The organism is Sphingomonas sp. STIS6.2 (genome assembly GCF_000732685.2).
Taxonomy (GTDB): Bacteria; Pseudomonadota; Alphaproteobacteria; order Sphingomonadales; family Sphingomonadaceae; genus Sphingomonas; species Sphingomonas aerolata.
This window is the reverse complement of the sequence record NZ_JPDP02000160.1, coordinates 1-26,381: the sequence shown is the minus strand read 5'-3', so window position 1 is coordinate 26,381 and position 26,381 is coordinate 1. Positions and strand designations below refer to the sequence as shown.

At 66.9% G+C, this 26,381-nt stretch carries 24 protein-coding genes; 14 read left to right on the top strand and 10 right to left on the bottom strand.

The annotated features are described in order from the left end of the window. A complete protein-coding gene (locus sphst_RS18215) occupies nt 1–672 on the top strand; it encodes a TPM domain-containing protein (RefSeq protein WP_031394831.1) in 672 nt (223 codons plus the stop codon). Next, nucleotides 669–1,172, top strand: coding sequence for an NUDIX hydrolase (locus sphst_RS18210; protein ID WP_442800414.1), 504 nt, complete (start codon nt 669–671; stop codon nt 1,170–1,172). Before sphst_RS18215 ends, sphst_RS18210 begins: the two co-directional genes overlap by 4 nt. 57 nt (nt 1,173–1,229) lie before the next feature. Here sphst_RS18210 and sphst_RS18205 read toward each other — a convergent pair whose 3' ends face one another. Both sphst_RS18205 and hrpB read right to left on the bottom strand, forming a co-directional pair. Further along, complete coding sequence (locus sphst_RS18205) at nt 1,230–1,511, bottom strand: ETC complex I subunit (protein ID WP_031440756.1); 282 nt, start codon at nt 1,509–1,511, stop codon at nt 1,230–1,232. 9 nt (nt 1,512–1,520) lie between these two features. Then, nucleotides 1,521–3,977: an ATP-dependent helicase HrpB gene (gene hrpB, locus sphst_RS18200; protein ID WP_107046018.1), complete on the bottom strand. Its 2,457-nt coding sequence runs from the start codon at nt 3,975–3,977 to the stop codon at nt 1,521–1,523. Between the two features lie 140 nt (nt 3,978–4,117). Between hrpB and sphst_RS18195 the strand changes: the two genes are divergently transcribed. From sphst_RS18195 to sphst_RS18185, 3 genes are read left to right on the top strand one after another with little or no spacing between them, the layout of a single operon-like run. Next, entirely contained in the window at nt 4,118–6,637 is a 2,520-nt protein-coding gene (locus sphst_RS18195; protein ID WP_031394841.1) for a transglycosylase domain-containing protein, read from the top strand. Nucleotides 6,638–6,694: 57 nt separating this feature from the next. Beyond that, nucleotides 6,695–7,822 carry a peptide chain release factor 2 gene (prfB, locus tag sphst_RS18190; protein WP_031394840.1) on the top strand — a complete coding sequence of 376 codons (1,128 nt, stop codon included), beginning with the start codon at nt 6,695–6,697 and terminating at the stop codon, nt 7,820–7,822. A 2-nt stretch (nt 7,823–7,824) separates the two neighbouring features. Further along, complete coding sequence (locus sphst_RS18185) at nt 7,825–8,544, top strand: class I SAM-dependent methyltransferase (RefSeq protein ID WP_031394839.1); 720 nt, start codon at nt 7,825–7,827, stop codon at nt 8,542–8,544. Nucleotides 8,545–8,578: 34 nt separating this feature from the next. Here the strand turns inward: sphst_RS18185 and sphst_RS18180 are convergent, their stop codons facing one another. Continuing rightward, nucleotides 8,579–8,971, bottom strand: a complete 393-nt coding sequence (locus sphst_RS18180; RefSeq protein WP_192099318.1) for a JAB domain-containing protein — start codon at nt 8,969–8,971, stop codon at nt 8,579–8,581. 85 nt (nt 8,972–9,056) lie between these two features. On the opposite strand from sphst_RS18180, the gene sphst_RS18175 reads away from it, so the two are divergent. The 7 genes from sphst_RS18175 (at nt 9,057) to sphst_RS18145 (ending at nt 16,029) form a co-directional block, all read left to right on the top strand. Then, nucleotides 9,057–9,851, top strand: a complete 795-nt coding sequence (locus sphst_RS18175) for a thymidylate synthase (RefSeq protein WP_056405265.1) — start codon at nt 9,057–9,059, stop codon at nt 9,849–9,851. 74 nt (nt 9,852–9,925) lie between these two features. Continuing rightward, nucleotides 9,926–10,444, top strand: coding sequence for a hemerythrin domain-containing protein (locus sphst_RS18170; protein WP_031395906.1), 519 nt, complete (start codon nt 9,926–9,928; stop codon nt 10,442–10,444). Between the two features lie 165 nt (nt 10,445–10,609). Then, nucleotides 10,610–11,074, top strand: a complete 465-nt coding sequence (locus tag sphst_RS18165; RefSeq protein WP_031395905.1) for a dihydrofolate reductase — start codon at nt 10,610–10,612, stop codon at nt 11,072–11,074. Between the two features lie 128 nt (nt 11,075–11,202). Next, on the top strand, nt 11,203–12,126 hold the full coding sequence (locus sphst_RS18160; RefSeq protein ID WP_031395904.1) for a bifunctional riboflavin kinase/FAD synthetase: 924 nt from the start codon (nt 11,203–11,205) through the stop codon (nt 12,124–12,126). Nucleotides 12,127–12,199: 73 nt separating this feature from the next. Beyond that, on the top strand, nt 12,200–15,127 hold the full coding sequence (gene ileS / locus sphst_RS18155) for an isoleucine--tRNA ligase (protein ID WP_107045958.1): 2,928 nt from the start codon (nt 12,200–12,202) through the stop codon (nt 15,125–15,127). Continuing rightward, the gene (lspA, locus tag sphst_RS18150; protein WP_031395901.1) at nt 15,120–15,623 is read left to right on the top strand and encodes a signal peptidase II; all 504 of its coding nucleotides are present in this window, start codon (nt 15,120–15,122) and stop codon (nt 15,621–15,623) included. The genes ileS and lspA overlap by 8 nt, the downstream gene beginning before the upstream one ends. Beyond that, nucleotides 15,616–16,029 carry a DUF3035 domain-containing protein gene (locus sphst_RS18145; protein WP_031440002.1) on the top strand — a complete coding sequence of 138 codons (414 nt, stop codon included), beginning with the start codon at nt 15,616–15,618 and terminating at the stop codon, nt 16,027–16,029. Before lspA ends, sphst_RS18145 begins: the two co-directional genes overlap by 8 nt. Nucleotides 16,030–16,245: 216 nt before the next feature. Here the strand turns inward: sphst_RS18145 and sphst_RS18140 are convergent, their stop codons facing one another. From sphst_RS18140 to phaR, 6 genes are all read right to left on the bottom strand, one after another. Next, complete coding sequence (locus sphst_RS18140; protein WP_031395899.1) at nt 16,246–17,094, bottom strand: TorF family putative porin; 849 nt, start codon at nt 17,092–17,094, stop codon at nt 16,246–16,248. Nucleotides 17,095–17,316: 222 nt separating this feature from the next. Next, entirely contained in the window at nt 17,317–17,970 is a 654-nt protein-coding gene (bluB, locus tag sphst_RS18135) for a 5,6-dimethylbenzimidazole synthase (protein ID WP_107045957.1), read from the bottom strand. Nucleotides 17,971–18,012: 42 nt separating this feature from the next. Then, entirely contained in the window at nt 18,013–19,224 is a 1,212-nt protein-coding gene (gene metC, locus sphst_RS18130; protein ID WP_107045956.1) for a cystathionine beta-lyase, read from the bottom strand. Next, entirely contained in the window at nt 19,221–20,081 is an 861-nt protein-coding gene (locus sphst_RS18125; protein ID WP_031396425.1) for a sulfurtransferase, read from the bottom strand. Before sphst_RS18125 ends, metC begins: the two co-directional genes overlap by 4 nt. An 83-nt stretch (nt 20,082–20,164) precedes the next feature. Beyond that, the gene (locus sphst_RS18120) at nt 20,165–20,350 is read right to left on the bottom strand and encodes a hypothetical protein (RefSeq protein ID WP_031439999.1); all 186 of its coding nucleotides are present in this window, start codon (nt 20,348–20,350) and stop codon (nt 20,165–20,167) included. Nucleotide 20,351: 1 nt separating this feature from the next. Beyond that, the gene (phaR, locus tag sphst_RS18115) at nt 20,352–20,921 is read right to left on the bottom strand and encodes a polyhydroxyalkanoate synthesis repressor PhaR (RefSeq protein WP_031394934.1); all 570 of its coding nucleotides are present in this window, start codon (nt 20,919–20,921) and stop codon (nt 20,352–20,354) included. Between the two features lie 90 nt (nt 20,922–21,011). On the opposite strand from phaR, the gene sphst_RS18110 reads away from it, so the two are divergent. Both sphst_RS18110 and sphst_RS18105 read left to right on the top strand, forming a co-directional pair. After that, nucleotides 21,012–22,007, top strand: coding sequence for an alpha/beta fold hydrolase (locus tag sphst_RS18110; protein ID WP_107046017.1), 996 nt, complete (start codon nt 21,012–21,014; stop codon nt 22,005–22,007). A gap of 32 nt (nt 22,008–22,039) precedes the next feature. Next, nucleotides 22,040–23,227 (top strand): acetyl-CoA C-acetyltransferase, encoded by a 1,188-nt coding sequence (locus sphst_RS18105; protein WP_107045955.1) that lies wholly within the window; start codon nt 22,040–22,042, stop codon nt 23,225–23,227. Between the two features lie 89 nt (nt 23,228–23,316). Here sphst_RS18105 and sphst_RS18100 read toward each other — a convergent pair. Continuing rightward, nucleotides 23,317–26,381: TonB-dependent receptor domain-containing protein (locus sphst_RS18100; protein WP_107045954.1), on the bottom strand; the 3,065-nt coding region annotated here is incomplete at its 5' end.

Here is a 26,381-nt window from a genome sequence, read left to right as displayed (position 1 = left end):
ATGCGGTTGAGCGAAGCCGATCACGGCCGCGTCACCGCCGCTGTGACGCAGGCCGAAACCACGACGACGGGCGAGATCGTCACGATCGTCGCGCGCCAGTCCGACGCCTATCACGACGTCTCGCTGCAATGGTCCGTGCTTGCCATGCTGCTGAGCCTTGCGGTGCTCGCGCTGCACCCGGTGGCGGCCGACCAGATCTATGCGCGGCTCGTCGATCCGTGGGCGCAGTCGGCACCACAGGGCGCGTTGTTCGCGATCGCGCTCGTCCTGATGACGCTGGTGTTCCTGGGCATGCGCCTGCTGCTCACTATCCCCGCGTTGCGACTCGCGCTGACGCCGGGCGCGACGAAATCGCGGCGGGTGCGCAGGCGTGCGGTGATGCTGTTCCGGGCGGGCGCGGAAAAGCGCACGCGGGGCGCGACGGGCGTGTTGCTGTACCTGTCGCTTGCCGAGCACCGCGCGGAGATCGTCGCGGACTCGGGCATCCATTCGCGCGTGCCGAACGAGATCTGGGGTGCGGCAATGGCGGCCGTGCTCACCGCGGTGCGCGACGACCGGCCGGCGGACGGCATGGCCGATGCCGTCGCGCAGATCGGCACGGTGCTCGCCGAGCATTTCCCGCGAACCGGTGCGGCGAACAACGAACTTCCCGACAGGCTGATCGAATTATGAGCACGACCGTATGGGCGGGCAAGTTCCTGACCGTGCAGACCGAAGGCACCTGGGAATATGTGGAACGTCGCGGGCAGATCGCGGCAGCCGTGATCGTTGCGATCGACGCGGGCGACGTCATCCTGGTCGAACAGTTTCGCGTACCGCTGGGCCGCGCCTGCCTCGAACTGCCCGCCGGGCTGGTGGGTGACGAGACCGAAGGCGAGAGCGTCGCGGTCGCCGCCGGGCGCGAGCTCGAGGAGGAAACCGGCTACCGCGCGGCCGCGATCGAGAATCTGGGGCTCTTCTATTCGTCGCCGGGGATGACGTCCGAATGCTTCACGCTGGTCCGTGCGACCGGGCTGACCAGGGTCGGCGATGGCGGCGGCGATGGTGACGAGAACATCACCGTGCACCGGGTACCACTCGCCGACATTCCCGCCTTCGTCGCGGCAAAGCGTGAGGCGGGCGTTGCGATCGACGCGAAGATGCTGCTGATCCTCGCGGGATCGATCCTCTAGCGACGCTCGCGCTGAGCCGTTTTCAACGCCGTTGCCGGAACGGCGTCGGGTAGTCGCTTATTTGAAGTTGTCCGCGTAGCTCTGCAGCTTCAGCGTCTTCTGCGGCGCCGGTACGACCGTGTAGCCGAACCCTTCACGCTCGCAATGCGCGATCGCGGCCTCGGCGGTCGGGAAGAACAGGCGGAGCTGGTCGCGCGTGTCGCCGCTGCCGGCCCAGCCGGTCAGCGGGTCGGGGCGCTTGGGCTCCGAGGGTTCGAATTCGAGCTGCCAGCTGTCGGTCCGGTGCTTGCCGGACTGCATGGCGTTCTTGGGGCGCTGGAAGATACGGGCGGTTGGCATGGGCTCCCCTTATCGCGAAGTTGCGCCCCTTGCATCCGCCTTTTTCGTGCGCAGCGTCGCCGATGCCGCGGCGGGATCGTCGGGCCAGGGATGCTTGGGGTAGCGACCGCGCATTTCCTTGGCGACCGCGACCCAGCTTCCCGCCCAGAAACCGGGCAGATCGCGCGTCGTCTGGATCGGGCGTCCGGCCGGCGACGTGAGGCTCAGCACCAGTGGAACGCGCGCTTCGCCGATGGTCGGATGCACGCCGAGCCCGAACAGCGCCTGGACGCGCAGTTCGACACGGGGCCCTCCCTCGGCGGCATAGTCGATCGCGTGCGTGCTCCCCGCCGGACTCGTGAAATCGGGCGGCGCGAGGCGGTTGATCGTCTGCATTGCATCCCAGCCGAGCAGGTTGCGCAACGCCTCGACGAGTGCCCCCGGGGCGATCGCATCGAGTCGGCGCTTTCCGACGAGCATCGGCGCGAGCCATTCGTCCATGCGGTCGAGCAACGCCGCATCGTCGAGCGGCACGCCTGCATAGGCGGCGCGGTCGCGCAACGCCTGCCCGCCGTCGCTCCACGGCAGCAGCGAAAGACCGTGCTCGCGAACCGCCTCCAGCAGCGCGGCGAGGATCGCGTCGGGATCGGCGCCGCTGTCCGGACCGCTCGACAGCCGGATCGCGCCGAGCCGCCGGTCGCGCAGCGCCTGGATGCCGCCGGTCGCTGGGTCGAAGCTGACCGTGCGGCGCGATTCGATTCGATCGGCGAACAGCGCCTCGACCGTCGGCTGGTCGATCACGACAGCCGACAGGATCCGCGCGCCCGCCGCCGATCCCTGCGTATCGGCGACCGCGAGCCATTCCGCGCGGGCGAGCGGCGAGGTCGGATCGAGCCTGAACCCGCGTCCGCCGACCGATGCCCAGGTTTCGCCGGACGGGTCACGCCGCCGGGCGACGCGGTCGGGATAGCCAAGCGCGATGCACGTGGCGACGCCCCCGTCTGCCGGCGAGAGAGACCTGCGCGACGGTGCGAGGCGGGCCCACCGCTCGGCCATCCCGCGCGTGGCCTGCGCCTTCGCGCCGCGTTCGGTCTTCCAGCGGCGCAGGCGGGTTTCGACATCGACATCCTGGCCGCCGATCCCGCGTTCGCCGAGCAGCACCGCGACCTGCGCGGCGACCTCTGCCAGCCCCCGCTCCCCGGCGCGCAACAGCATATGGGCAAGGCGCGGCGGCATCGGCAGCTTCGCGATCGCACGGCCATGCGCCGTCGGACGACCGTCTGCATCGATCGCCTCGAGCGTCGACAGCCGGCGCAGCGCCTCGTCGATCGCCGCAGCGGGCGGCGCATCGATCCAGCGCAGGTCGCGGGGATCGGCGACACCCCACAAGGCACAGGCGAGCACCAGCGCGGACAGATCAGCCTCGAGGATCTCGGGCGGATCATAGCGCGGCAGCCCAGCGGTCGCGGCCTCTTCCCACAACCGGTAGGCGGTGCCGGGGCCCAGACGCGCGGCCCGGCCGGCGCGCTGCGTGACCGCGGCCTGGCTCGCGCGTTCGGTGACGAGGCGGGTCATGCCCGCCGCGCGGTCGTACCGCGGGCGCCGCGCGAGACCGGAATCGATGACGATCCGGATCCCGTCGAGCGTCAGGCTGGTCTCGGCGATGCTGGTCGCCAGCACGACCTTGCGACGGCCATCGGGTTCGGGAAGGATCGCCGCACGCTGCGCCGCCGGATCGAGGCTGCCATGAAGTTCGTGCACCACGATGTCGTCGGGCAGGTTCGCAAGCCGGTCCGCGGTCCGTTCGATCTCCGCGACGCCGGGCAGGAAGGCGAGCACGCCCCCCTGCTCCTCGCCGAGTGCGCGGCGGATCGCTGCCGCCATGCCATCCTCGATCCGCGCCTCTGCCGAGCGACCGATATGCCGCAGCGTCAGCGGATAGCTCCGCCCCTCGCTCTCGATCACCGGCGCGTCGTCCATCACCGCTGCGAACCGCGCGCCGTCGAGCGTGGCCGACATCGCGACCAGTCGCAGGTCGGGACGGAAGCCCGCCTGCACATCGAGTGCGAGCGCGAGCCCGAAATCGCCGTCGAGGCTGCGTTCGTGCACCTCGTCGAACAGCACCGCGGACACCCCCGCCAGTTCCGGGTCGGACTGGATCCGCGCGACGAAGATGCCCTCGGTGACGACCGTGACGCGCGTCGCCGCGGATCGCTTGCTGTCCATCCGCGTCGCATAGCCATAGGTGCGCCCGACCGGCTCGCCCGCCGTCGCCGCCATGCGCTCCGCCGCGGCGCGCGCCGCCAGTCGGCGGGGTGAGAGCAGCAGGATCTCGCCGGTGCACCAGGCTTGCTCGAGCAGCGCAGGCGCGACCGCGGTCGTCTTGCCCGCGCCCGGCGGCGCGACGAGCACGGCGGAGGACCGCGTACGCAGCGCGGTAAGCAGTTCGGGCAGGACGGCAAGGATCGGTAGCGGCGGCGGGGTCATCGCCGCCTGCTGCCACAGATCGATCGTGGCGCAACCGCTTTTCAGAGGTCCGCGCACCACCGCGACCGTCGTGCCCATCCCCCACCCCGCCGAACGCGGCTGGCAAGGACGCGCGAACCTGCTAGACGCGGGGCACGAATATGGCGTCCGATCCTTCCCCAAACTCTTTGACGGCGACCCGCCGGACCACCGACAGGCTGCGCGGCAGTGTCGCGCGCGTCTGGGCGAGCCGCTGGACCAAGGCGGCGCTCGCGTTGTTCGGCCTCGGGCTGATCGCGCTGTTCGGCTTCTGGCTGATCGTCGTCCGCGACCTTCCTTCGGTCGATACGCTGCGCACCTACGAACCGCCCTTGCCGACCAATGTGCGCGGGATCGATGGGGCCCCGATCCACAGCTATGCGCGCGAACGTCGCGTCGAGCTCAGCTTCGCCGAATATCCGCCGATGCTGATCAATGCGTTCCTGGCGGCGGAGGACAAGTCGTTCTTCGAGCATCACGGCGTCGACTTTCCGGGGCTTGCCGGCGCGGTCTTTGACTATGTCTCGAAGATCGGCAGCGGCCGACGCGCCCGCGGCGGATCGACGATCACGCAGCAGGTCGCCAAGAACCTTCTGATCGGCAACGAATATTCGCCGACGCGCAAGCTGCGCGAAGCGGTGCTGGCGTATAAGATCGAGGATACGCTGACCAAGCCTCAGATTCTCGAACTCTATCTGAACCAGATCGCGCTTGGCCGGAACGCGTTCGGCGTCGAAGCCGCCAGCCACGCCTATTTCGACAAGGACCTCGACCAGCTCGATCTCGCACAGATCGCCTATCTCGCGATCCTGCCCAAGGGTCCGTCAAATTACGATCCGGTGCGCTTTCACGACCGCGCGATGACGCGGCGCAACTATGTGCTCGACCGGATGCTCGAGAACGGCTTCATCAATCGCACGCAGTTCGACGCGGCGAACGCCGAACCGCTCGGCGTCGTGCTGCGACGCACGCCCCGGTTTGAAAGCGTCGGCGGCTATTTCGTCGAGGAAGTCCGTCGCCAGCTTATGGCCAAGTTTGGCGAAAGCGCGAAGGACGGTCCCTACAGCGTCTACTCGGGCGGCCTCTGGGTGCGGACCTCGTTCGACACGCGGTTGCAGGATCTGGCGCAGCAAGCCTTGCGTGATGGCCTGGTCCGCTTCGACAGCGGGCGCGGCTGGAACGGGCCGATCCGCCATGTCGAGATCGAGGACGACAACTGGCTCCAGCCGTTGCTCAACAGCAATATCGCGCTCGATTACCGCAACTGGGTCGCGGCGATCGTGACCGGCAAGGACGGCAATAGCTGGAACCTGGGCTTCCGCACCGGAAAGACCGGCACGCTGCCGCGCTATGCCGCGCAGATGGCGGTGCGCGGCAAGGGCGGCAATGCGTTCGGGGCGATCAAGACCGGCGACATCATCGCGGTCGCGCCCGAAGGCGGCGAGTTCGCGCTCCGGGCGATCCCGAAGGTTTCAGGTGCGTTCGTCGTCGAGGAGCCTGCCAGCGGCCGCGTGCTTGCGATGCAGGGCGGCTTCGACGACCGGTTGCAGGCGTTCAACCGCGCGACCCAGGCGATGCGCCAGCCCGGATCGACGATCAAGCCGATCGTCTATTCCGCCGCGCTCGACAACGGCATGACGCCCGCCTCGATCATCGTCGACGGGCCGTTCTGTGTTTATCAGGGCGCGCGGCTGGGGCAGAAATGCTTCCGCAACTTCGGCAATTCGCGCGGCGCCGGGCCGCACACGATGCGCTGGGGCATCGAACAGTCGCGCAACCTGATGACGGTCCGCGCCGCCGCGCAGACCGGCATGCCCAAGGTCGTTGCCACCATCAAGAAGATGGGGGTAGGCGATTACGCGCCCTATCTTTCCTTCGCGCTGGGTGCCGGCGAGACGACCGTGGGGCGGATGGTCAACGCCTATTCGATCCTCGCGAACAACGGCAAGGGCGGGCCGCCGTCGCTGATCGACTTCGTCCAGGATCGGCACGGCAAGGTGATCTGGCCCGAGAACTGGCGCGCCTGCGACCGGTGCAACGCCCCCGACTGGGACGGCAAGCCGATGCCGCGTCCGGTCGCGCGCCAGCGCCAGGTGCTCGACGCGATGACCGCCTATCAGATGGTCCACATCACCGAAGGGGTCGTCCAGCGCGGCACCGCGGTGACGCTGCGCGATCTCGATCGGCCGATGTTCGGCAAGACGGGCACGAACAATGGCCCGACCGACGTCTGGTTCATCGGCGGAACCCCGCAATATGTCGGCGGCCTGTATATCGGCTTCGATACGCCGCGGAACCTTGGCAGCGCAGCGCAGGGCGGCACGCTGGCCGCGCCGATCTTCAAGCAGTTCGCGGTCAAGGCCTATGCCGATCTGCCCAAGCTGCCATTCCGCGCACCCGCGGGCATCCGGATGGTCCGGATCGACCGGGGGAGCGGCCGCCCGGTCTATGGGACATGGCCGAACACCGATGATCCCAAGCCGGGCGTCATTTGGGAAGCGTTCAAGCCCGAAAGCGAACCGCGGCGTGCCGCGCGCCGTGCCGGCCCCGCCACCACCACCACGACCGCGCCGACCGCCGCCCCCAAGGCAGAGGCTCCGCGCGACAGCGATTTCTTGCAAAGACAGGGCGGAATCTACTAGCCGTCCCCATATTCCGGGGCTGGCTGTTCATGCCGACCCCAACACTGGAGAATACCCATGCGCGCCGAAGCGCAGGCTCACGTTGACACCATCAAGGACGCGCTGGCGTTGTTGCGCCGTTTTCTCGACTGGGACCGCGCACTGCGTCGTCTCGACGAGCTGAACGCGCGCGTCGAGGATCAGGCGCTCTGGTCGGATCCCAAGGCTGCGCAGGAGGTGATGCGCGAGCGTCGTCGTCTCGACGAGGCGATCAGCGCGACGCGCGCGATCGAGAGCGAGCTCAGCGACACGTCCGAGCTGATCGAAATGGCCGAGGCCGAGGGCGACACCGCGATGGAAGCGGACGGCGTCGCCGCGCTCGCCGAACTCGCCGCCCGCGCGGACAAGGACAAGATCAAGGCGCTGCTCGCGGGCGAGGCCGATGCCAACGACACCTATATCGAGGTCAATGCCGGTGCCGGCGGGACCGAGAGCCAGGATTGGGCGGGCATGCTCAGCCGCATGTATTCGCGCTGGGGCGAACGCCACGGGCTGAAGGTCGAACTGGTCGACCAGCATTCGGGCGAGCAGGCGGGGATCAAGTCCGCGACGCTGCTGCTGAAGGGCGAGAACGCCTATGGCTATGCCAAGACCGAGAGCGGCGTGCACCGGCTGGTGCGCATCAGCCCCTACGATTCGGCAGCACGCCGGCATACGTCGTTCGCCAGCGTCTGGGTCTATCCGGTCGTCGATGACAATATCGAGGTCGAGTATAACGAGAGCGACCTGCGCATCGATACGTATCGCGCATCGGGCGCAGGCGGCCAGCACATCAACACGACCGACTCGGCGGTGCGCATCACGCACGTCCCGACCGGCATCGTCGTCCAGTGTCAGAACCAGCGATCGCAGCATAAGAACAAGGCCGAGGCCTATAATCAGCTCCGCGCGCGGCTCTATGAACGCGAGCTCGCGATCCGCGAGCAGGCAGCCAATGCCGAGAATGCGTCGAAGACCGATATCGGCTGGGGCCACCAGATCCGGTCCTATGTGCTGCAGCCGTACCAGATGGTGAAGGACCTGCGGACCGGCGTGGTCTCGACCAGTCCGTCGGACGTGCTCGACGGCGATCTCGAGGCGTTCATGGCCGCGGCGCTGTCGCAGCGTGTGACCGGCGAGGCGGTCGAGGTGGAGGACGTCGATTGAAGATGACGCTCGTCCTGGCCCTGCTGCTGTCCCCGATCTGGCTGCTAGCGGCATGCGATGGCAGCAAACCGCTGATCCAGCGTGAACCCAAGGATGCGGGCCCCTTCCCCGCCGCCGACCGGCCGGTCGCGTCGATCGTCTCCGCGCGCTGGTCGAACGAGGAGGCGCGCGACCGGCTGAACGAGGCGGGCGAGGTCATGACCAAGGCGGATATCCGCAAGGGCATGACCGTCGCCGATATCGGCGCAGGCGAGGGCTATTACACGATCCGCGCCGCCGCGCGGGTCGGCAAGGACGGTCGCGTTCTCGCAGAGGACATCGTCGCGAGCGTGCGCGACCAGCTGGCGGAGCGCGTCGCGCGCGAGGATCTTACCAATGTCAGCGTGCGACTCGGTGAAGCCAATGATCCGAAGCTGCCCCCGGCGAGTTTCGACCGCGTGCTGATGGTGCACATGTATCACGAGATCGAGCAGCCCTATGAATTCCTGTGGCGGCTTCGTCCTTCGCTGAAACCCGACGGACTGGTCGTCGTCGTCGACGCCGATCGCGAGACGCGCAACCACGGCACGCCGCCCGCACTGCTCAAATGCGAGTTCGCGGCGGTCGGCTATACGCAGGTCGACAGGGACGATATGCCGTCGGCGGGCGGCTATATGGCCATGTTCCGTGCGACCGGCCCGCGCCCCGCGCCCGAGGCGATCCGCGCCTGCCGGACGAAATAGCGCCACCGGGTGGAGCAAGTGTTGCTCCGGACCGTCAGACCACCCCCATCGCGCGCAGGCTCGCCACCCGGTCGCCAGCGATCACCACGTGATCGAGCAGCACGACCTCCACGGTCCGCAACCCGGCCGCCAGCGCACGGGTAAACGCCACGTCGCGGGTACTCGGGGTCACGTCCCCGCTCGGATGATTGTGCGCGATCACCACCCCCTGCGCCGCGAACGCCAGCGCATCGGCAGCGATACTGCGTACCGCGATCCGCACCTGATCGCGCCCGCCCGCCACATGCCGCATGCCCAAAAGCCTCCGATTCGGATCAAGATAGGCGACCGCCACCGCCTCGGTCGCTGCATGCCCAAGCCTTGCGAACAGCGCGCACGCCGCTGCAAGGTCGGCAATGATCGGAGCGGAGGCGGGCGAGGCGGGCACCACCTCGACTGTCGCATCGCCGCCCCTGTCGCATCCACAACTGCATCCGCTTGAGCGATCCGTCCCGCACCGCTAGGCCGTCGCGATGCGCCAATATCTAGACCTCATGGACCGCGTGCTCTCGACCGGAGTCGAGACGATGGACCGCACCGGCACGGGCACGCTCAGCGTCTTCGGTGCGCAGATGCGCTTCGATCTGGCGCAGGGCTTTCCCGTGCTGACGACAAAGAAGCTTCACCTGCGCTCGATCATCGTCGAACTCCTGTGGTTCCTGCGCGGCGACACCAATGTTCGCTGGCTGCAGGACCGCAAGGTCGCGATCTGGGACGAATGGGCGGACGAGAGCGGCGATCTCGGCCCCGTCTATGGCAAGCAATGGCGCGACTGGGTGGCCGGCGACGGTCGCCATATCGATCAGATCGCCGAGCTGGTCGACCAGATCAAGACCAACCCCGCCTCGCGACGTCAGATCGTCTGCGCGTGGAACCCGGGCGATCTGCACGCCATGGCGCTGGCCCCCTGCCACTGCCTGTTCCAGACGCATGTCGCCAACGGCAAGCTCTCGCTCCAGCTCTACCAGCGCTCGGGCGACATCTTCCTCGGCGTGCCGTTCAACATCGCCAGCTACGCACTGCTGACGCACATGCTCGCGCAGCAATGCGGACTCGAGGTCGGCGAGTTCATCTGGACCGGCGGCGACTGCCACCTCTATTCGAATCATCTCGAGCAGGCGCGACTGCAACTCGGCCGCACCCCCGGCCCGCTCCCGCGGCTCGAGATCGTGCGCACGCCCGACTCGATCGACGCATATGAGTATGAGGATTTCGTGCTCCACGATTACGTCGCGCAGCCGCACATCAAGGCGCCCGTCGCGGTCTGAACAGAGAGCGAATCGCAATAGGAACCGGGTGCCGTCCGCGCGGTTGACCGTCCGAACCCATTCGGAAGGCCATCATGGACATCACCCAGCTCATCCTCGACGAACACGCGCAGCAGCGCGCGCTGTTCGCCCAGATCGACAGCATCGACGCCAAGGACACCGAGGCGCTTTCGGCACTGTGGACCCGCCTCAAGAACCTGCTCGACGCGCATGCCGAGGCGGAGGAGCGCTTCTTCTACCCGCGGCTGATGAAGATCGGCACCGGCGGCAACGACGCCGACTCGGCCGCCGAGGAGACCGAGGACGCAATCGAGGATCACAACGACATCCGCGAAACCGGCGAAGCGGTCGACAAGCACCCGGTCGGCTCGGACGCGTGGTTCGAAGCGGTCGGCGAATGCAACAAGGCGAACAGCGATCACCTCGCCGAGGAAGAGCGCCAGGGCCTGACCGACTTCCGCAAGCATGCGACGCTGGAAGAGCGGCACGAGCTGGGCGTCCGGTTCGCGGCGTTCGAGGCGAACCACCTGAACGGCGTGAAGGTCGTCGAGAAGGATCCCGAGGCGTACGTCAAGGAACACGCCCCGAACTGATTGACCCGCTTTATACCACCCCGGCGAAGGCCGGGGTCCAGGTGGAAAGGTGGTCGTAACGGAGCGCCGTCTTTCACCACCGACGTCCCCCAACTGGGCCCCGGCCTTCGCCGGGGTGGTGATACAAGCATAGCCCCCCGCCCCCATATCCGCCATGATACCCGCATGATCACCTTCTACCTCGCCCGCGCCAGCAACGGCGTCATCGGCCGCGACGGCCAGCTCCCCTGGCGCCTCCCTGCCGATCTCAAGCGCTTCAAGGCGCTGACGATGGGCAAGCCGATGGTGATGGGCCGAAAAACGTTCGAGAGCTTCCCGAGCCCCCTTCCCGGCCGCCGCCACATCGTCCTCACCCGCGGTCACTGGCACGCCGACGGCGCGGAAGTGGCGCATTCGATCGACGAGGCGCTCGGGATGGCCGGCGACGACGTCGCGGTAATCGGCGGCGCGCAAATCTATGCGCAGCTGCTCCCCCATGCAGACCGGATCGAGCTCACCGAAGTCCATGACGAACCCGAAGGCGACGCCATCGTCCCCGCGTTTGACGGCTGGCACGAGATCGCCCGCGAAGACCATCCGGGCGAAAAGCAGCGTCCACCCTACAGCTTCGTCACCCTAACCCGCCGGTAAAGACCGTTCCCCCCGCGGAGGCGGGAGCTCGGACCCGGCTCCCGCCTTCGCGGAAGAACAAGGAGGCGCGGGAGACAACGACACGGAAGGACTATCGTCATCCGCGGCGTCTGGGTACTGACCCGTGCATGCAACGGCTTGACGGTGGCGCATCCATCCCTTCGCATCTGGCGGACGGGATCGTGGCGCTGGGTAATTTCGACGGATTTCATCTCGGTCACCAGGCGGTGGTCGCGCGCGCGATCGCGTGGGCCAAGGCGGAGGGTCGCCCCGCGCTGGTGGCGACGTTCGATCCGCATCCGGTCCGCCATTTCCGCCCCGATACGCCCCCCTTCCGCCTCACCACGCTCGACCAGCGCGAGCGGCTGTTCGCAGACGCTGGCGCCGATGCGATGGTGGTGTTCCACTTCGACGGCGATCTCGCCGCGCTGACCGCCGAGCAGTTCGTCGCCGACCGGCTCGAACGCAATCTGCGGATCGGCGGCGTGGTGACGGGCGAGGACTTCACCTTCGGCCATGCCAAGAGCGGCACGGTCCACACGCTCGCCGCGCGCGGCCCGGTCCACGGCTTCCGCGCGGAAACCGTCGGCGCGGTCGCGCTGGATGGCGAGACGGTGTCCTCGACCCGGATCCGCGAGGCGCTGCGTGCCGGCGACATGGCGACCGCGACGCGGCTGCTCACGCGTCCGTTCGCGATCGAGGGCGTGGTGCAGCATGGCGACAAGCTTGGCCGCACGATCGGCTATCCGACCGCCAATCTCGACATGGGCAACTATCTGCGCCCTGCCTACGGAATCTACGCGGTGACCGGGCGGTTGGAGGACGGCCGCGTGCTCAAGGGCGCGGCGAACCTCGGCATCCGCCCGAGCTTCGATCCGCCGAAGGAACTGCTCGAGCCGCATTTCTTCGATTTCGCCGAGAACCTGTACGGGCAGACAATCGAGGTCGCGCTGATCGACTATCTGCGCCCCGAGGCGAAGTTCGACAGCCTCGACGCGCTGATCGCGCAGATGGACATCGACTGCGACCGCGCGCGCACCATTCTGGGCTGACTGCGCCACTGCTGGTGCGTGCGGGAGGGGGGATGGCAACGGGCCCCCGGCTCGGCTACAGCCCGCCCCACCTATGACCGACGCAACCGCCCCCGCCGCGCGCGATTATCGCGACACCGTCTTCCTGCCGAAGACCGACTTCCCGATGAAGGCCGGTCTCGCCGCCAAGGAGCCGGCGATCCTCGAGCGCTGGGCAAAGCTCGGCATCTACGACCGGCTGCGCGAACAGCGGCTCGGGCGCGAGCGGTTCATCCTGCACGACGGCCCCCCGTACGCGAACGGCGACATCCACATGGGCCATGCGATGAACAAGGTCCTGAAGGACATCATCGTCCGCTCGCAATCGCTGATGGGCAAGGACGCGCCCTATGTCCCCGGCTGGGACTGTCACGGCCTGCCGATCGAGTGGAAGGTCGAGGAAGCGTATCGCGCGAAGAAGCTGAACAAGGACGACGTCCCCGTCGACCAGTTCCGCGCCGAATGCCGCGCCTATGCCGAAAAATGGGTCGCCGTGCAGAAGGGCGAGTTCGAGCGGCTCGGCGTGATGGGCGACTGGGCCGATCCGTACCTGACGATGAAATACGATGCCGAGGCGACGATCGTCGGCGAACTGCTCAAGTTCGCCGAGAGCGGCCAGCTGTATCGCGGCGCGAAGCCCGTGATGTGGTCGCCGGTCGAAAAGACCGCGCTCGCCGAGGCCGAGGTGGAGTATGAGGACATCGTCTCGACGCAGATCGACGTCGCGTTCGAGATCGTCGACGCGCCGAACGCGCCCGAACTGGTCGGCGCGCATGCGGTGATCTGGACGACGACGCCGTGGACGATCCCGGTGAACCAGGCGCTGAGCTATGGGCCTGAGATCGAGTATGTCGTCGGTCGGTTTATAACGAAGGGCATGGCGCCGTTCGTCCAGCCCGGTGAGCAGGGTGGATCACTTCCCGAAAGTCGCACGCTTTTAATTGCCCTTCCGCTCGTAGAGCAGTTCGCCGATCGAATGGGGTGGGAATTTGCCGGGGCGATCTGGCAAGGCAAGGGCTCGCAACTCGAAGGCGCCACCGCACGCCACCCGATGCACGCACTCGGCGGCTTCTTCGCAAAACCCCGCCCGTTCCTCCCCGGCGACTTCGTCACCACCGACGCGGGCACCGGGCTCGTCCACATGTCGCCGGATCACGGCGAGGACGATTTCGAGCTCTGCAAGCAGTACGGCATCGACCCCGTCTTCGCGGTCGACGGCGCAGGCATGTACCGCGCCGACTGGGCGTGGCTCGGCGGGCAAGGGTCCGTCATCAACAAGAAGTTCGTGGCCGCCGACGGCCCGATCTGCACGGACCTGCGCGCGACCGGCGCTCTGCTCGCGGCGAGCGACGACTTCAAGCACAGCTACCCGCATTCGTGGCGCTCCAAGGCCAAGGTGATCTTCCGCGCGACGCCGCAATGGTTCATCCCGATGGATGCGGCGACGTCGGTCGGCACCCAGGGCGCTTCGACTTCGCTCAGCACGAACGGGGTTGGGGATGCGGCCGCACCCCCGTTCGCCCTGAGCGAAGTCGAAGGGCCTGGATCGAGCAACGGCGCAACCCTCCGCGAGATCGCGCTCGACGCGATCGCCGCGACCACCTGGATCCCCGCACGCTCGGAAAACCGGATCACGTCTATGGTGCAGGGCCGCCCCGACTGGGTCATCTCGCGCCAGCGCGCCTGGGGCGTGCCGATCGCGCTGTTCGTCAACCGCGCCACCGGCCAGTATCTGAACGACCCCGCGGTCAACGCGCGCATCGTCGAAGCCTTCCGCCAGAACGGCGCGGATGCGTGGTACGCCGACGGCCACCAGGCGCTGCTCGGCCCCGACTATGCGCTCGCCGACTATGAGGTGGTTAAGGACATCCTCGACGTCTGGTTCGATTCGGGCTGCACGCACGTCTTCACCGTCGAGGCACGCTATGGCGAAGGCACCCGCGCCAACCTGTATCTCGAAGGGTCGGACCAGCATCGCGGCTGGTTCCAGTCGAGCATGCTCGAAAGCTGCGGCACTCGCGGTCGCGCGCCCTATGACGCGGTCCTCACCCACGGCTTCGCGCTCGACGGCCAGGGCCGCAAGATGTCGAAGTCGCTCGGCAACGTTGTCGATCCCTTGAAGATCATCGGCGAGAGCGGCGCGGACATCCTGCGCATGTGGGTCGCCTCGACCGACTATTTCGACGACGTGAAGATCGGCAAGGAGGTGCTCGCCACCGCGTCGGATTCCTACCGCAAGCTGCGCAACACGTTCCGCTACATGCTCGGCGCGCTCGAAGGCTTCGACGAGTCCGAGCGCGTCGCGGTGTCCGACATGCCCGAGCTCGAGCGCTATGTGCTCCACCGTCTCGGCATGATCGACACCGAGCTGCGCCAGGCGGCGGAAGGCTATGAGTTCAACCGCTACACGCGGCTGCTGACGGACTTCGCGAACGAGGACCTGTCCGCGTTCTTCTTCGATATCCGCAAGGACTCGCTTTACTGCGACGCGCCCGGCGACGTGAAGCGCCGCGCGTACCGCACCGTCCTCGACGTGCTGTTCCACGCGCTGGTCCGCTACGCCGCGCCGGTGCTGTGCTTCACCGCGGAGGAAGTCTGGCAGTCGCGCTTCCCGAGCGACGACAGTTCGGTCCACTATCTCGAATGGCCGTCGCTCCCGTCGCTCGACGCGGACGACGTCGTCGGCGCCAAGTGGCAGGAAATCCGCGCGCTGCGCGTCGCGGTCACCGAGGCGATCGAGCCGTTGCGCCGCGAGAAGACCGTGCGGTCCAGCCTCGAGGCCGAGATCACCGTCCCGGCGATGCTGCTCGACGCCACCGCGCTGGCCGAGGCGTTCATCGTCGCCAAGGTCACGCCGGGCGATGCGGTCACCGTGACGCGCACCGACTTCCACAAATGCGGCCGCTGCTGGCGTCACCTTCCCGAGGTGACCACCGACGGCGAGCTCTGCGACCGGTGCGAAGAGGTGGTGGCGCATGCGTAACCTGCCAAAGGCCGGCTTCGGGGCGGCGATCGCGCTGTTCCTCGCCGACCAGCTCAGCAAATGGGCGGTGACGCGCCCGCTCGGGATCGACTCGCTCGGCGATGCGCAGACGATCACGTCGTTCTTCGACCTGCGCTTCGTGCCCAATATCGGCATCTCGCTCGGGTTGCTGCCCGCCGATGGCCATCTGACGCGCTGGGCGCTGGTGCTGCTGACGGGGGCGATCTCGGTCGGGGTCGCAATCTGGATGACGCGCGAGAAGAACAGGGCGGATCAGATCGCGCTGGGCTTCGTGCTCGGCGGTGCGGTCGGCAATATTCTCGACCGGATCCGGCTCGGTTATGTCGTCGATTTCGCCGACCTGCATATCGGCGAGTGGCGCCCGTTTTTGGTCTTCAATGTCGCGGACGCAGCGATTACTGTCGGCGTGCTCGTCCTGCTTGTCCGGGCGCTGCTCGTGCGCGAGAAGCCCCCTGTGGAGAATTCCCATGCGTAAGTTTGTGCCCCTGGCTGCCGGTCTGGCGAGCGTCGCGTTGCTGTCCGGCTGTGGCGCCGGCAAGAGCCTCGATCGTGCGCGGCCGGACGAGTTCGCCGTCGCCCGCCAGGCTCCGCTGGTCATTCCCCCCGATTTCGCGCTGGTCCCGCCGCAGCCGGGTGCCGCACGGCCGCAGGATACCGCCGCGAACGCCCAGACGCTCGACGCGCTGTTCGGCGGCACCGCCGCGCGCAGCCCTGCCGAAGCCGGCGTGCTGAGCGAAGCTGGCCCCAGTGCCGCCGATCCCGGCATCCGGTCGAGCGCGGGCGATCCCGGCACGACCGTGATCGACAAGGGCTCGACCACGCGCGACATCGTCGCCGCCCCCGAAGGCGACGGCCAGGATGCGCGCGCCACCGCCAACTGAGCGGCTGCCGCAAGACGTAAAAAGGGCGGCTCCCGCAGGGGGGCCGCCCTTTTTCGTGTTCAGTCGATGGCCACCCCGCCCGCCCTGCTCCGTAGGATACCTCAGCTTCCGCTGGGGTGACGAGAGGGAGGCAGGAAGCGACCGTGCAAAATGCCGCAAGCGCGCGCTCCCGCCGTCCCAGCCAAGCGCCAGGACGACGACAGCACCCGCGCTACGTCAGAACGCGGCGGTCAGCGACGCCAGCACCTTTCCGTTGGCGATCGAACCGACGCCGTCCTGTCCGCGGCTGAAGCTCGGCTGGAGATACGCCGACTCCGCCTTGCTGATGTCGGTATCGACATAGGCGACGCCCAAGGTCAGCGGTGTGCCCGGAATCACGTAATCGGCACCCACCAGCCAGTCGAAATATTCGCCGGTCGGCGACACGCTGGTGGCGAATGGCCCGAGCCCCTTGTTGCCGTTCGAATAGCCGACATGCGCCTTCACGGTCAGGCCGGTATCAGGAATGCCGCTGCTGACATCGCCCCACAAATACAGGTTCGAATCCTTGGCGTTGACGCGGTCATAGACCCCGTTGGCGGCCGAGGTGCCGTTCGAATACCAGGGGCCCAGTGCCTGCTGCTTGGGCGCATAGGCGACGCCCGCGGTCAGCGCGACCGGGCCGGCGGTGCCCGAGAGCTTGGCATAGGGCTCGATGAAGTCGGTATTGTCGAAGCCCGACGGGTACATGTACCACGTCGCGCCGACGTCGAGCGTGCCGCCACCGACGGGAAGCTTGTACCCGGCGATCAGGTCGAGCTCCATGTTGGCGCCGCCGAAAGTACCCCAGCCGGCGAGGTTCGACCCCCAGGTGCCGATATAGACGCCGCTCTTGTGCGCGATCGTGATGCCGCCCTGGACCGCGAGATTTTCGTCCGACTGCGACACGCCGCGAAAGCGATAGTCACTGACAAGTCCGACCGATCCGCTGACCGTGACGTCCTTGGGTGGCGCCGTATCCTGCGCGAACGCAGGGGGTGCGGCAGCCAGCGCGAGGCCGCCGAAGAGGATAGTGGAGAAGCGCATCGTTTCCCTTTCGAAACTGGAAATTCGATGTCCCCGCCTGCACCCGCGGACGCCGCATCTATCGAGGCATGGCCTCCGAGCGCGGTCTTTCCTGCGGTGACAAATGAATGACAGTCGTTGATGCACTGCACAAGCGATTATTGCGCCAAGCGCGGTGTTGACGCCATGGATGTTGCGCACCGGCCACACCGTCTCGGTTGCAACGCTCTGGTGCGCGCCGGCCTATCGACGCAGGATCGGCGTGCGACGCGGCGCTTCCCAGCCCTCGCGCGCCAATTCGGGCATGTCCGCCTCGCGTTCTGGATAACCGAGGCAGAGATAGCCGACGAACCGCCATCCCTCCGGCACGCCCGCAATGTGCGCGATCCGCGCGGGGTCGAGGATCGAGACCCAGCCGAGCCCGATCCCCTGCGCGCGCGCCGCCAGCCACAGCGTGTGGATCGCGATCACGGCGGAATAGGCGACGCTTTCCGGCATAGTCTGACGCCCCAAGCCGTGACCCTGGCTCGGATCGGGTTCGACGAAAACCGCGATGTGAACGGGCGCCTGCTCAAGCCCGGCGAGCTTCAACCGGGCGTAGAGCGCGGCACGCGTCTCGTCTTGGCCGGCCAGCGCGGCGGCGTTGCAGGCGGCAAAGTCCGCGCGGATCGCGTCGCGTCGCGCGGAGTCGTCGATCGTCACGAACCGCCAGGGTTGGCTGAGCCCGACCGACGGCGCGGCGTCGGCGACCGCGAGCAGCGCGTCGACCGCGCCCGCGGGCAGCGCGTCGCGCCGGAACCGGCGGACATCACGGCGCCAGCGGAACAGCATATCGAGCCTGGCCTGAAACACCGTACCAAAGACCGGGCCTTCAGCGTCGGGCGGTTCTGTCTGCATGATCGCCACGCTGTACCCGCTCACGGCCGGCGAGCAAGGTCGCTAGCCGCGCACCGCCCGAAAGGCAGCAAGCCCCGCGTCGAGATCGGCGATCAGGTCCGCCGGATCCTCGAGCCCGATCTGCAGACGGATCATCGGCCCGGCAACCTCGCGGCGGGTGACACTGCGATAGCGGTGCGGATCGACCGGCAGCGCCAGGCTTTCGAACCCGCCCCAGCTATAGCCGATTCCGAACAGCTCGAGCGTGTCGATCAGCGCGGCCCGCGACGCCTCGTCACCGCCGTCCAGCACGAACGAGAACAGCCCGCTCGATCCCTTGAAATCGCGCACGAACAGGTCGTGCCCCGGGCATCCGGGCAGGGCCGGATGCAGCACCTTCGCCACCTCCGGACGCGCCTCCAGCCACTGCGCGATCGCCAGCGCGCTCGACTGGTGCTGGGCGAGGCGGACCGCCATCGTCCGCAGCCCCCGGCTGCCGAGCCAGCAATCGTCGGGACTGGCGATCTGCCCCAGCTGGAAGCTCGTCTCGCGCAGCGCCTTGAAATGGCCGGGCCCTGCCGTCACCGACCCGAGCATCGCGTCCGAATGGCCGACGACATATTTGGTGCACGCCAGGATCGTCAGATCGACTCCGTGGCCGATCGCCGGAAAGAACAGCGGCGTGGCCCAGGTATTGTCGAGCAGGGTCGTCACGCCGCGCGCGCGCGCCGCCGCGACAATGGCGGGGATGTCCTGCACCTCGAAACTGAGCGAGCCGGGACTTTCCATGAAGATCGCGCGGGTCTTCTCGCCGATCAGGTCGGCGATCCCCGCACCGATCAGCGGGTCGTAGAAGCGGGTCGTGATGCCGAAGCGCTTGAGCAGGCCGTTCGCCATCCCGCGCGTCGGGTCATAAGCGCTGTCGACCAGCAGTAGTTCGTCGCCCGGCGACAGTACCGAGAGCAAAGCCGCCGCGATCGCCGCGACGCCCGATCCATAGAGGAACGTGCCCTCCGCCCCGGGTTCGAGCGTGGTCAGCGCATCCGCAAGGCTCCACTGCGTCGGCGTGCCCTTGCGACCGTAGAACAGCCGGTGATGCGTATCGCGGGTCGCGCTGTCGCGAAGATGGCCAACGGAATCATACAGGATCGTCGACGCCCGCCAGACCGGCGGACTGACGATCGCCCCTTCCCCGACACCACGAGTCCATTCTGCGCGACGACCGGCGAGCACCACCTTGGTGCCGTCGCCGACCGGCCTTGTCGTTTCGGTCATTGCGTTCCTGTCGCCTTCGCACCCAGTGCCTTCGGAGTCGACGGATCGCCGCCCCATTCCGACCAGCTGCCGTCGTACAGCGCGGCCTCGTTGCCCAGCAGATGCGCGCCGAACGCCAGCACCGCCGCGGTGATTCCCGATCCACAGGTCGTGATGATCGGCCTTGCCAGATCGATGCCCGCGCCCTCGAATGCCGATCGCAGCGCGTCGCCGGTCTTCCACGTGCCGTCCGCGTTGAACAGCGTGGCATAGGGCAGCGATTTGGATCCGGGGATATGCCCCGACGCGGTGCCGGGTCGCGGATCTGCCTCGGCACCGGTGAACCGGGCGGCGGAGCGTGCATCGACGACCTGCTCGGCGCCGCTCGACAGGTTCGCGGTCATCTGGTCCTTCGTGCGAACAGCCTTGTCGTCGGCCCAGATGGTGAAGTGGCGATGCCGCACCGCCTGCTTGCCCGACTCCGTCTCGCGCCCTTCGGCCTGCCATTTGGCCAGACCGCCGTCGAGGATCGCGACATTGTGCGCACCAAAGGTCCGCAGCATCCACCAGGCGCGCGCCGCCGTGCGCCAGGGCGAGCTGTCGTACAGCACGATGCGGCTGCCGTCACCGAGCCCGAGCGACTGCATCCGGCTGGCGAACTTGGCGGGCGACGGCAGCATGTTGGGCAGGTCACTGTCGGTGTCGCGAAGCTCGGCGAGGTTCATGAACACCGCGCCCGGGATATGCGCCGCCGCATAGTCCGCCGCGGCGTCGCGACCCTCGGCATAGGTCGCGTCGACGACCCGCAGATCGCCAGCGCCCGGGACGCTGGTCTCGAGCGCGTTCGCCAACCATTCGGTGCTCACCAGCGTGTCCATGCCCTGCCCTCCTGACGGTTGGCGCGGATATTAGCCCGCGCACGGCCGAACGTCGAGGCCGCGGCTCGGCGCCGCCCCGCCAGCTAGGTCTTGAACGCCAGCCCGATCGTCACCGCCAGCCCGATCAGCGAAAGCATCTGGACGGTCGGCCAGTCGACCCAGCCGACCGCGTCGGGATCGCGCCGCCGATGGCGACGGCGGGCGCCCAGACCCGATGCGATCGCGAGCGCCGCAAAGCCGCCGCTCACCGTCCACAGCAACGGTGCCATGTCAGCTCCCGAGCTTTTCCACCTTGTCCTGAAGGCTGGCGAGTTCGGTGCGCAGGGCAGCGATCTCCTCGTCCTTCGTTGCCGCCGGCCTGGCGGCTGGTGCGGGGGATGCTGCACCCGCAGCATTGCCGGGGGCAAAGGCCTGCGCTGCAACGTCGAACATCGCCAGATTACGCTTGGCAATGTCGGCGAAGGGTGAATGGGCAAACGCCCCTTCGACCGCGGTCTTGAACTGTTCCTGATTGCGGCGGAAGCTGTCCATCGATGCCTCGAGATAGCCGGGCACCATCTTCTGCATCGAATCGCCGTACATCGAGATCAGCTGGCGCAGGAAATTGACCGGCAGCATCGTCTCGCCACGGCTTTCCTCCTCCATGATGATCTGGGTGAGGACGTTGTGCGTGATATCCTCTTCGGTCTTCGCATCGACGACCTTGAAGTCACGGCCCTCGCGAGTCATCGTCGCGAGATGATCGAGCGTGATGTAGGATGATGTTTCGGTATTATAAAGCCGCCTGTTGGCGTACTTCTTGATGATGACAAGCCCGTCGACCGTGCTTTGCTTCTTCATATGCAGCCCCTCCACGTGACCGGGGCAAACGCTACGCGCTTTGACATTGCGCCGCAACATGGTCCACGGCCGTTGCCGCTGTTCCTCGCCATGTTGCGCAACGAAACCGCAGCATCGCCCGACCGCCGGGCACGGGCGCTGGCCGGGCTCGACCGCTATCAGGCCGCGCCCCGGGACCTGCCTTTGCCGCCCCGCCCGATCCGCGCGTCGGCCGGCCGGGCGGTCCTGCGCGACTATGGCGGTGGCACTACGGGCAAGCCGGCGGTCATCGTTATACCCTCGCTGATCAACCCGGCGGCGATCCTCGATCTTTCCGCGGACACGTCGCTGATGCAGTGGCTGGCCACGCGGGGCTATCATGCGCACCTGCTCGACTGGGGAACGCCGGGGCCCGAGGATCGGGACCTCGACCTCGACGCGCATGTCGCGCGCATCCTCCTGCCCCTGCTGCAAGGGTTTGCCACCCCGCCGATCCTGGTGGGCTATTGCCTGGGCGGCACCCTCGCCGTCGCCGCTGCCGCCTTGACGCGGGTCGCGGGGCTGGCGACGATCGCGGCGCCTTGGCATTTCGCCGGCTATGGCGAGACCGCGCGTGCCGAGATGGCGCGACTTTGGCGCGCCGGTGCGCCGTTTGCGCGCCAGACGGGGCTGTTGCCGATGGAAGTGCTGCAAAGTGGATTCTGGCAGCTCGCGCCCGCGCAGACGATCGCGAAATACGAGGGGTTTGCCGACCGCGATCCGACCAGCCCCGGCGCGCGCGCGTTCGTCAGGCTGGAGGACTGGGCGAATGCGGGTGCGCCGCTCCCCGCTGCCGCCGCCGCCGGACTGTTCGGGGACATGATCGCCCGGGACCTCCCCGGACGCGGTCTGTGGCAGATTGCCGGTCGCCCGATCGCCCCGCGGGCGTTGTCCTGCCCCGCGGTCGAGTTCGTCGCGCGCAACGACCGGATCGTGCCCGCCGCCACCGCGATCGGGCTGGCGGACCGGCGCGACGTCGATGCCGGCCATGTCGGCATGATCGTCGGCAGCCGTGCCCGCGCCCAGCTCTGGGAGCCGCTCGCGAACTGGATAGATTCGCTCGGCTAGCGTATTGGATCCGCAAAACGAGAGGACCCGTCATGACCGCCACCCACCCCAGCGACATCGTCATCACCGCCGCCAAGCGCACGCCGGTCGGCAGCTTTCTAGGCGCCTTCGCCACCGTCCCCGCGCATGAACTCGGCCGGACCGCGATCGAGGCGGCACTCGCGCAGGCGGGTGTCGACGGTGCCGATGTCTCCGAAGTGATCCTCGGCCAGGTACTGACCGCTGCGCAGGGACAGAATCCCGCGCGTCAGGCGTCGATGGCGGCGGGCGTTCCCAAGGAAGTGCCCGCCTGGGGCGTCAACCAGGTCTGCGGCTCCGGGCTGCGCGCAGTCGCGCTGGCGTGCCAGGCGATCCAGACCGGTGATGCGACGATCGTCGTCGCCGGCGGGCAGGAATCCATGTCGCTGTCCGCGCATGCCCAGTCGATCCGCGGCGGGCAGAAGATGGGCAATCTCAGCCTTGTCGACACGATGGTCAGCGACGGTCTGACCGACGTGTTCAACGGCTATCACATGGGCATCACCGCCGAAAATCTCGCCGAGCAATATCAGGTGACGCGCAGCGAACAGGACGCCTTCTCGGTCGGCTCGCAGAACAAGGCGGAGGCCGCCCGCGGATCGGGCCGATTCAAGGACGAGATCGCCGCGGTAACGATCAAGGGCCGCAAGGGCGACACGATCGTCAGCGATGACGAATATATCCGCGCGGGCGCGACGATCGAGAGCGTGTCGGGCGTCCGGCCGGCGTTCAAGAAGGACGGCACCGTCACCGCGGCGAATGCGAGCGGGCTAAACGACGGCGCCGCCGCGCTGGTGTTGATGCGCCGTGACGAGGCCGAGCGCCGCGGCAGTCCGGTGCTCGCAACCATCCGCAGCTGGGCCTCGGCCGGCGTCGATCCGTCGATCATGGGCATCGGCCCCGTCCCCGCCACGCGCCGCGCGCTGGAGAAGGCCGGCTGGACGATCGCCGATCTCGACCTGATCGAGGCGAACGAGGCATTTGCCGCCCAGGCCTTGTCGGTCGGCAAGGAGCTCGGCTGGGATGCCGACAAGGTCAACGTCAATGGCGGCGCGATCGCGATCGGCCACCCCATCGGCGCGAGCGGCGCGCGTGTGCTGACGACGCTGATCTACGAAATGGAGAAGCGTGACGCCCGCAAGGGTCTCGCGACGCTCTGCATCGGCGGCGGCATGGGAATCGCCATGTGCCTCGAACGGTGAGACTGCCGTTGCCGCACTTATAAGCCTCAAACGAATAAAGGGGGCCGCTCGGTAAGACGAGCGGCCCCCTTTTTCATATTATCGCTCGGTCAGAACTTACCGGCAACGCTCACCGCGAACCGGCGACCGATCAGATCACTATAGCTGGCCGGGATGATGATCCCGTTATACTTTTCGCCGACCCTGTTGAACAGGTTGGTCACGGCAAAGGTAACCCGGAAACGATCGCTTGCGTTTATGTAGACGCTCGGATTGACCGTCACGAAATCCTTGAGCTTGTCGATTTCGCGAAGATCGGCACCACGGCTGACGCGAGAGAAAAGCTGCTCGCCGGTATAGTTGAACGAGGTGGAGATGCCGAAGTCGTCATGAAAATAGGAGAGGTTGTACTGGCCCTGAAACGTCGGATCGCCCAGCGTTCCGTCGGTCCGCACGGGGGCAACGCCGGTGATGTCGTTGACGCGCTTGAGCGAGACGAAAAGATTTCCCCGCATCCCGACCGAGCCAGGAATGCCCAGACCCGACAGCGGACGATTATAAGTGAGTTCGGACTGGATCCCTTCGAACTTGATCTTGTTTCCGTTGACGAAACCACTTCCGACACCCGGGTTTAGGGGGTCGTTGACCACCTGGCCACCATTGTTGCCACCGTTCGCCGATGCGCCGCCTTGTCCCTGTGCATAGCGTCGGATCTGTGAGCAGAACGCATTGCCGTTCGCCGGATCGGCGGCGTTGAACGTCGAATTGTCGAAACACGCCGATGCGATCTGCGCGACCGTCAGGCTGGCAATCGGATCCGAGATCTTGATGTTCACATAATCGACCGTCAGCGTCAGGTTGGGAATGAAACGCGGCTGTAGAACGACACCGTAGGTGAAGCTCTTCGCCACTTCATTCGCAAGCCCGACATTGCCCCCGTTGCGTCCCGGGACGGTGGCGGCTGCGGCATCCAGTGGCGTGGCATTCGGGAATGCCGACAGGAAGGCCGCGCAGTTGCGGGCACGGTTTTCGGGCGCGGCACCGGCATTGATGTTGGCAGGCGAACACAGGTCGGGAACCGTGGTGAACACGTTCGCAACGGGGGAGAACAACTCGGTGATGGCAGGCGCGCGGAACGACTTCGTATAATTGCCGCGCAGCGCGATATCCCGGATCGGCGCGAACGACACGCCGCCTGCATAGGCCGTGAAACCGCCATTGACGGTGTTGTTGACGTGACGGCCGCTGGCATTCAGCTGAAGCGAATGCAGGAACGACAACCCGTTCTGCGCCGTGACGATCGGAAGGATGACTTCGCCGAACACCTCGTCGACATTGTATCGTCCCGCGACCGGAAGAATGGCGACAGCACGCCCCTGCCCCAGTTGCTCGAAGGTGCTGGGGGTGAAGCTGCCGCGCTCCTCGCGATGCTCATAGCCCAGGTTCAAGCCGGTCTCGTTGCCGAACAGGTCGAACGGGCTGCCGCCGACATTGACGTTGTAAACGATCTGTTCGAGCCGGCTCCTCGTGATGTTCTCGGATACGATGTACGACCGTGCCTCCGGGCTCGAAAGACCTTCACCCAACAGGTTGAGCGGCACGCAGGCGGCGTCTGCGACTGGCGTACCGCCAGGTGCGGCCTGCACCAACGGGGTTGCCGTGCACACGATCTGCCCCGCAGCGTTCCGCGTGACGTTCACCGCATTGATGAACCGCTGCGCGTTGATGTCCTGTCGGGTATCGCGAATATCGACCCGACCGATGTTGCTGCTGGCTTCATAGTTGAAACGACGACCACCAACATTGAAATTGCCGCGGACGCCCGCGACGGCACGATATTGCTTGTTGGTCGAAAAGCCCGTCAGGTCGGCCAGATCGAGCGACGCACGCGAGACCTGGAACCGCTGGACGCCGAGCGCCGTCAGCTGCGCACGCGCCTGATCCGTCAGGAACGGGCTTGCGGTCGTGAACGTCAACGCGCCGCTGAGACCGCCGAACAGGCTGCTGTTGAAGGTTGGCTGCTGAACCAGTTCGTCACCGCGCGACTGGAAATAGGTTGCCTCGATGAAGACCTTGAACGCATCGGAAAAGTCGTAACCGGCAAAGCCGTTGAACACGTTGCGCCGCAGATCGCTGGTGATCTGCGAATAATCGTTGAAGCGGAACCCGTCGCCGCCGCTGCCCTGCTGGACGCTCACGAACCGGATACCCCGGTTGAAGGGCACGAGATTGCCGCTGCGGTCGAACTGATAATTCTGCACTGCCGCCGCGACTGAGCCGGTCCCGTTCGCGTTGGCGAAGGCCGACGTGATCAGACCTCCACCGGTCAGCAACGGCAACGTCCGGTCGCGTACCAGGATCGATCCGGGAAATCCGTCAGTTCCGGAATCATTGAAACCGATTCCCGTATTCACCCGGCCGTCATTTGCGGCGGTCGTACCAGCAGGGCGGCCGAGCTGTGCGGACTGCGCTGTCGAGGGATTGTCGGCCGATCCGATATTGTCGCGCAGAAATCCCCGTGAATTGTACAGCAAACCCTTCTGATAGTCGCGCGTATAGGCCAGCGTGATGTTACCGCGGCCATCGTCAAAGTCGAAGCCGCCCGCCAGCGCTAGGTTGTAACGGAATGCGTCCCCTTCTTCCGTGATACCGCTCAATGCGGTGTAGCGGACGCCCTTCAGGCGGGTGTCGAGAATGAAATTGACCGTTGAGGCAATCGCGTCTGAACCATAGGTGGTCGCCCCGACCGTCGAGATCTGTTCGATACGGTCGAGCAACAGCGTCGGAATGACGTTGACGTCGACCTGCGTCCCCGCGCCGCCCTGGTTGAAGATCGTCGTCACGTTGGACGATACCGAGCGGCGGCCGTTGATCAGCGTGAGCGTCCGGTTCGAACCCAGGCCAAGTCCGTTGATGAAATTGACGCCTTGGCCAAACGAACCCTGCGCGCCTGCGGGGGTGATGCTGCCGCGAATGCCCGGCGTCTCGTTCAGCGCATCGGCAGCATTGGTCAGGCCGCGATTGGACAGATACTGATTGTTGATCACCGTGATCGGCACGGTGCCTTCGACGTTCGGAAGCCGGATACGCGATCCGGTGACGGTGATCTCTTCGGGGGCGGACTCGCGCCGCGTTGCGCCATCGGCGCCCACCGCCGGCTCGCCCGCGACCGGCG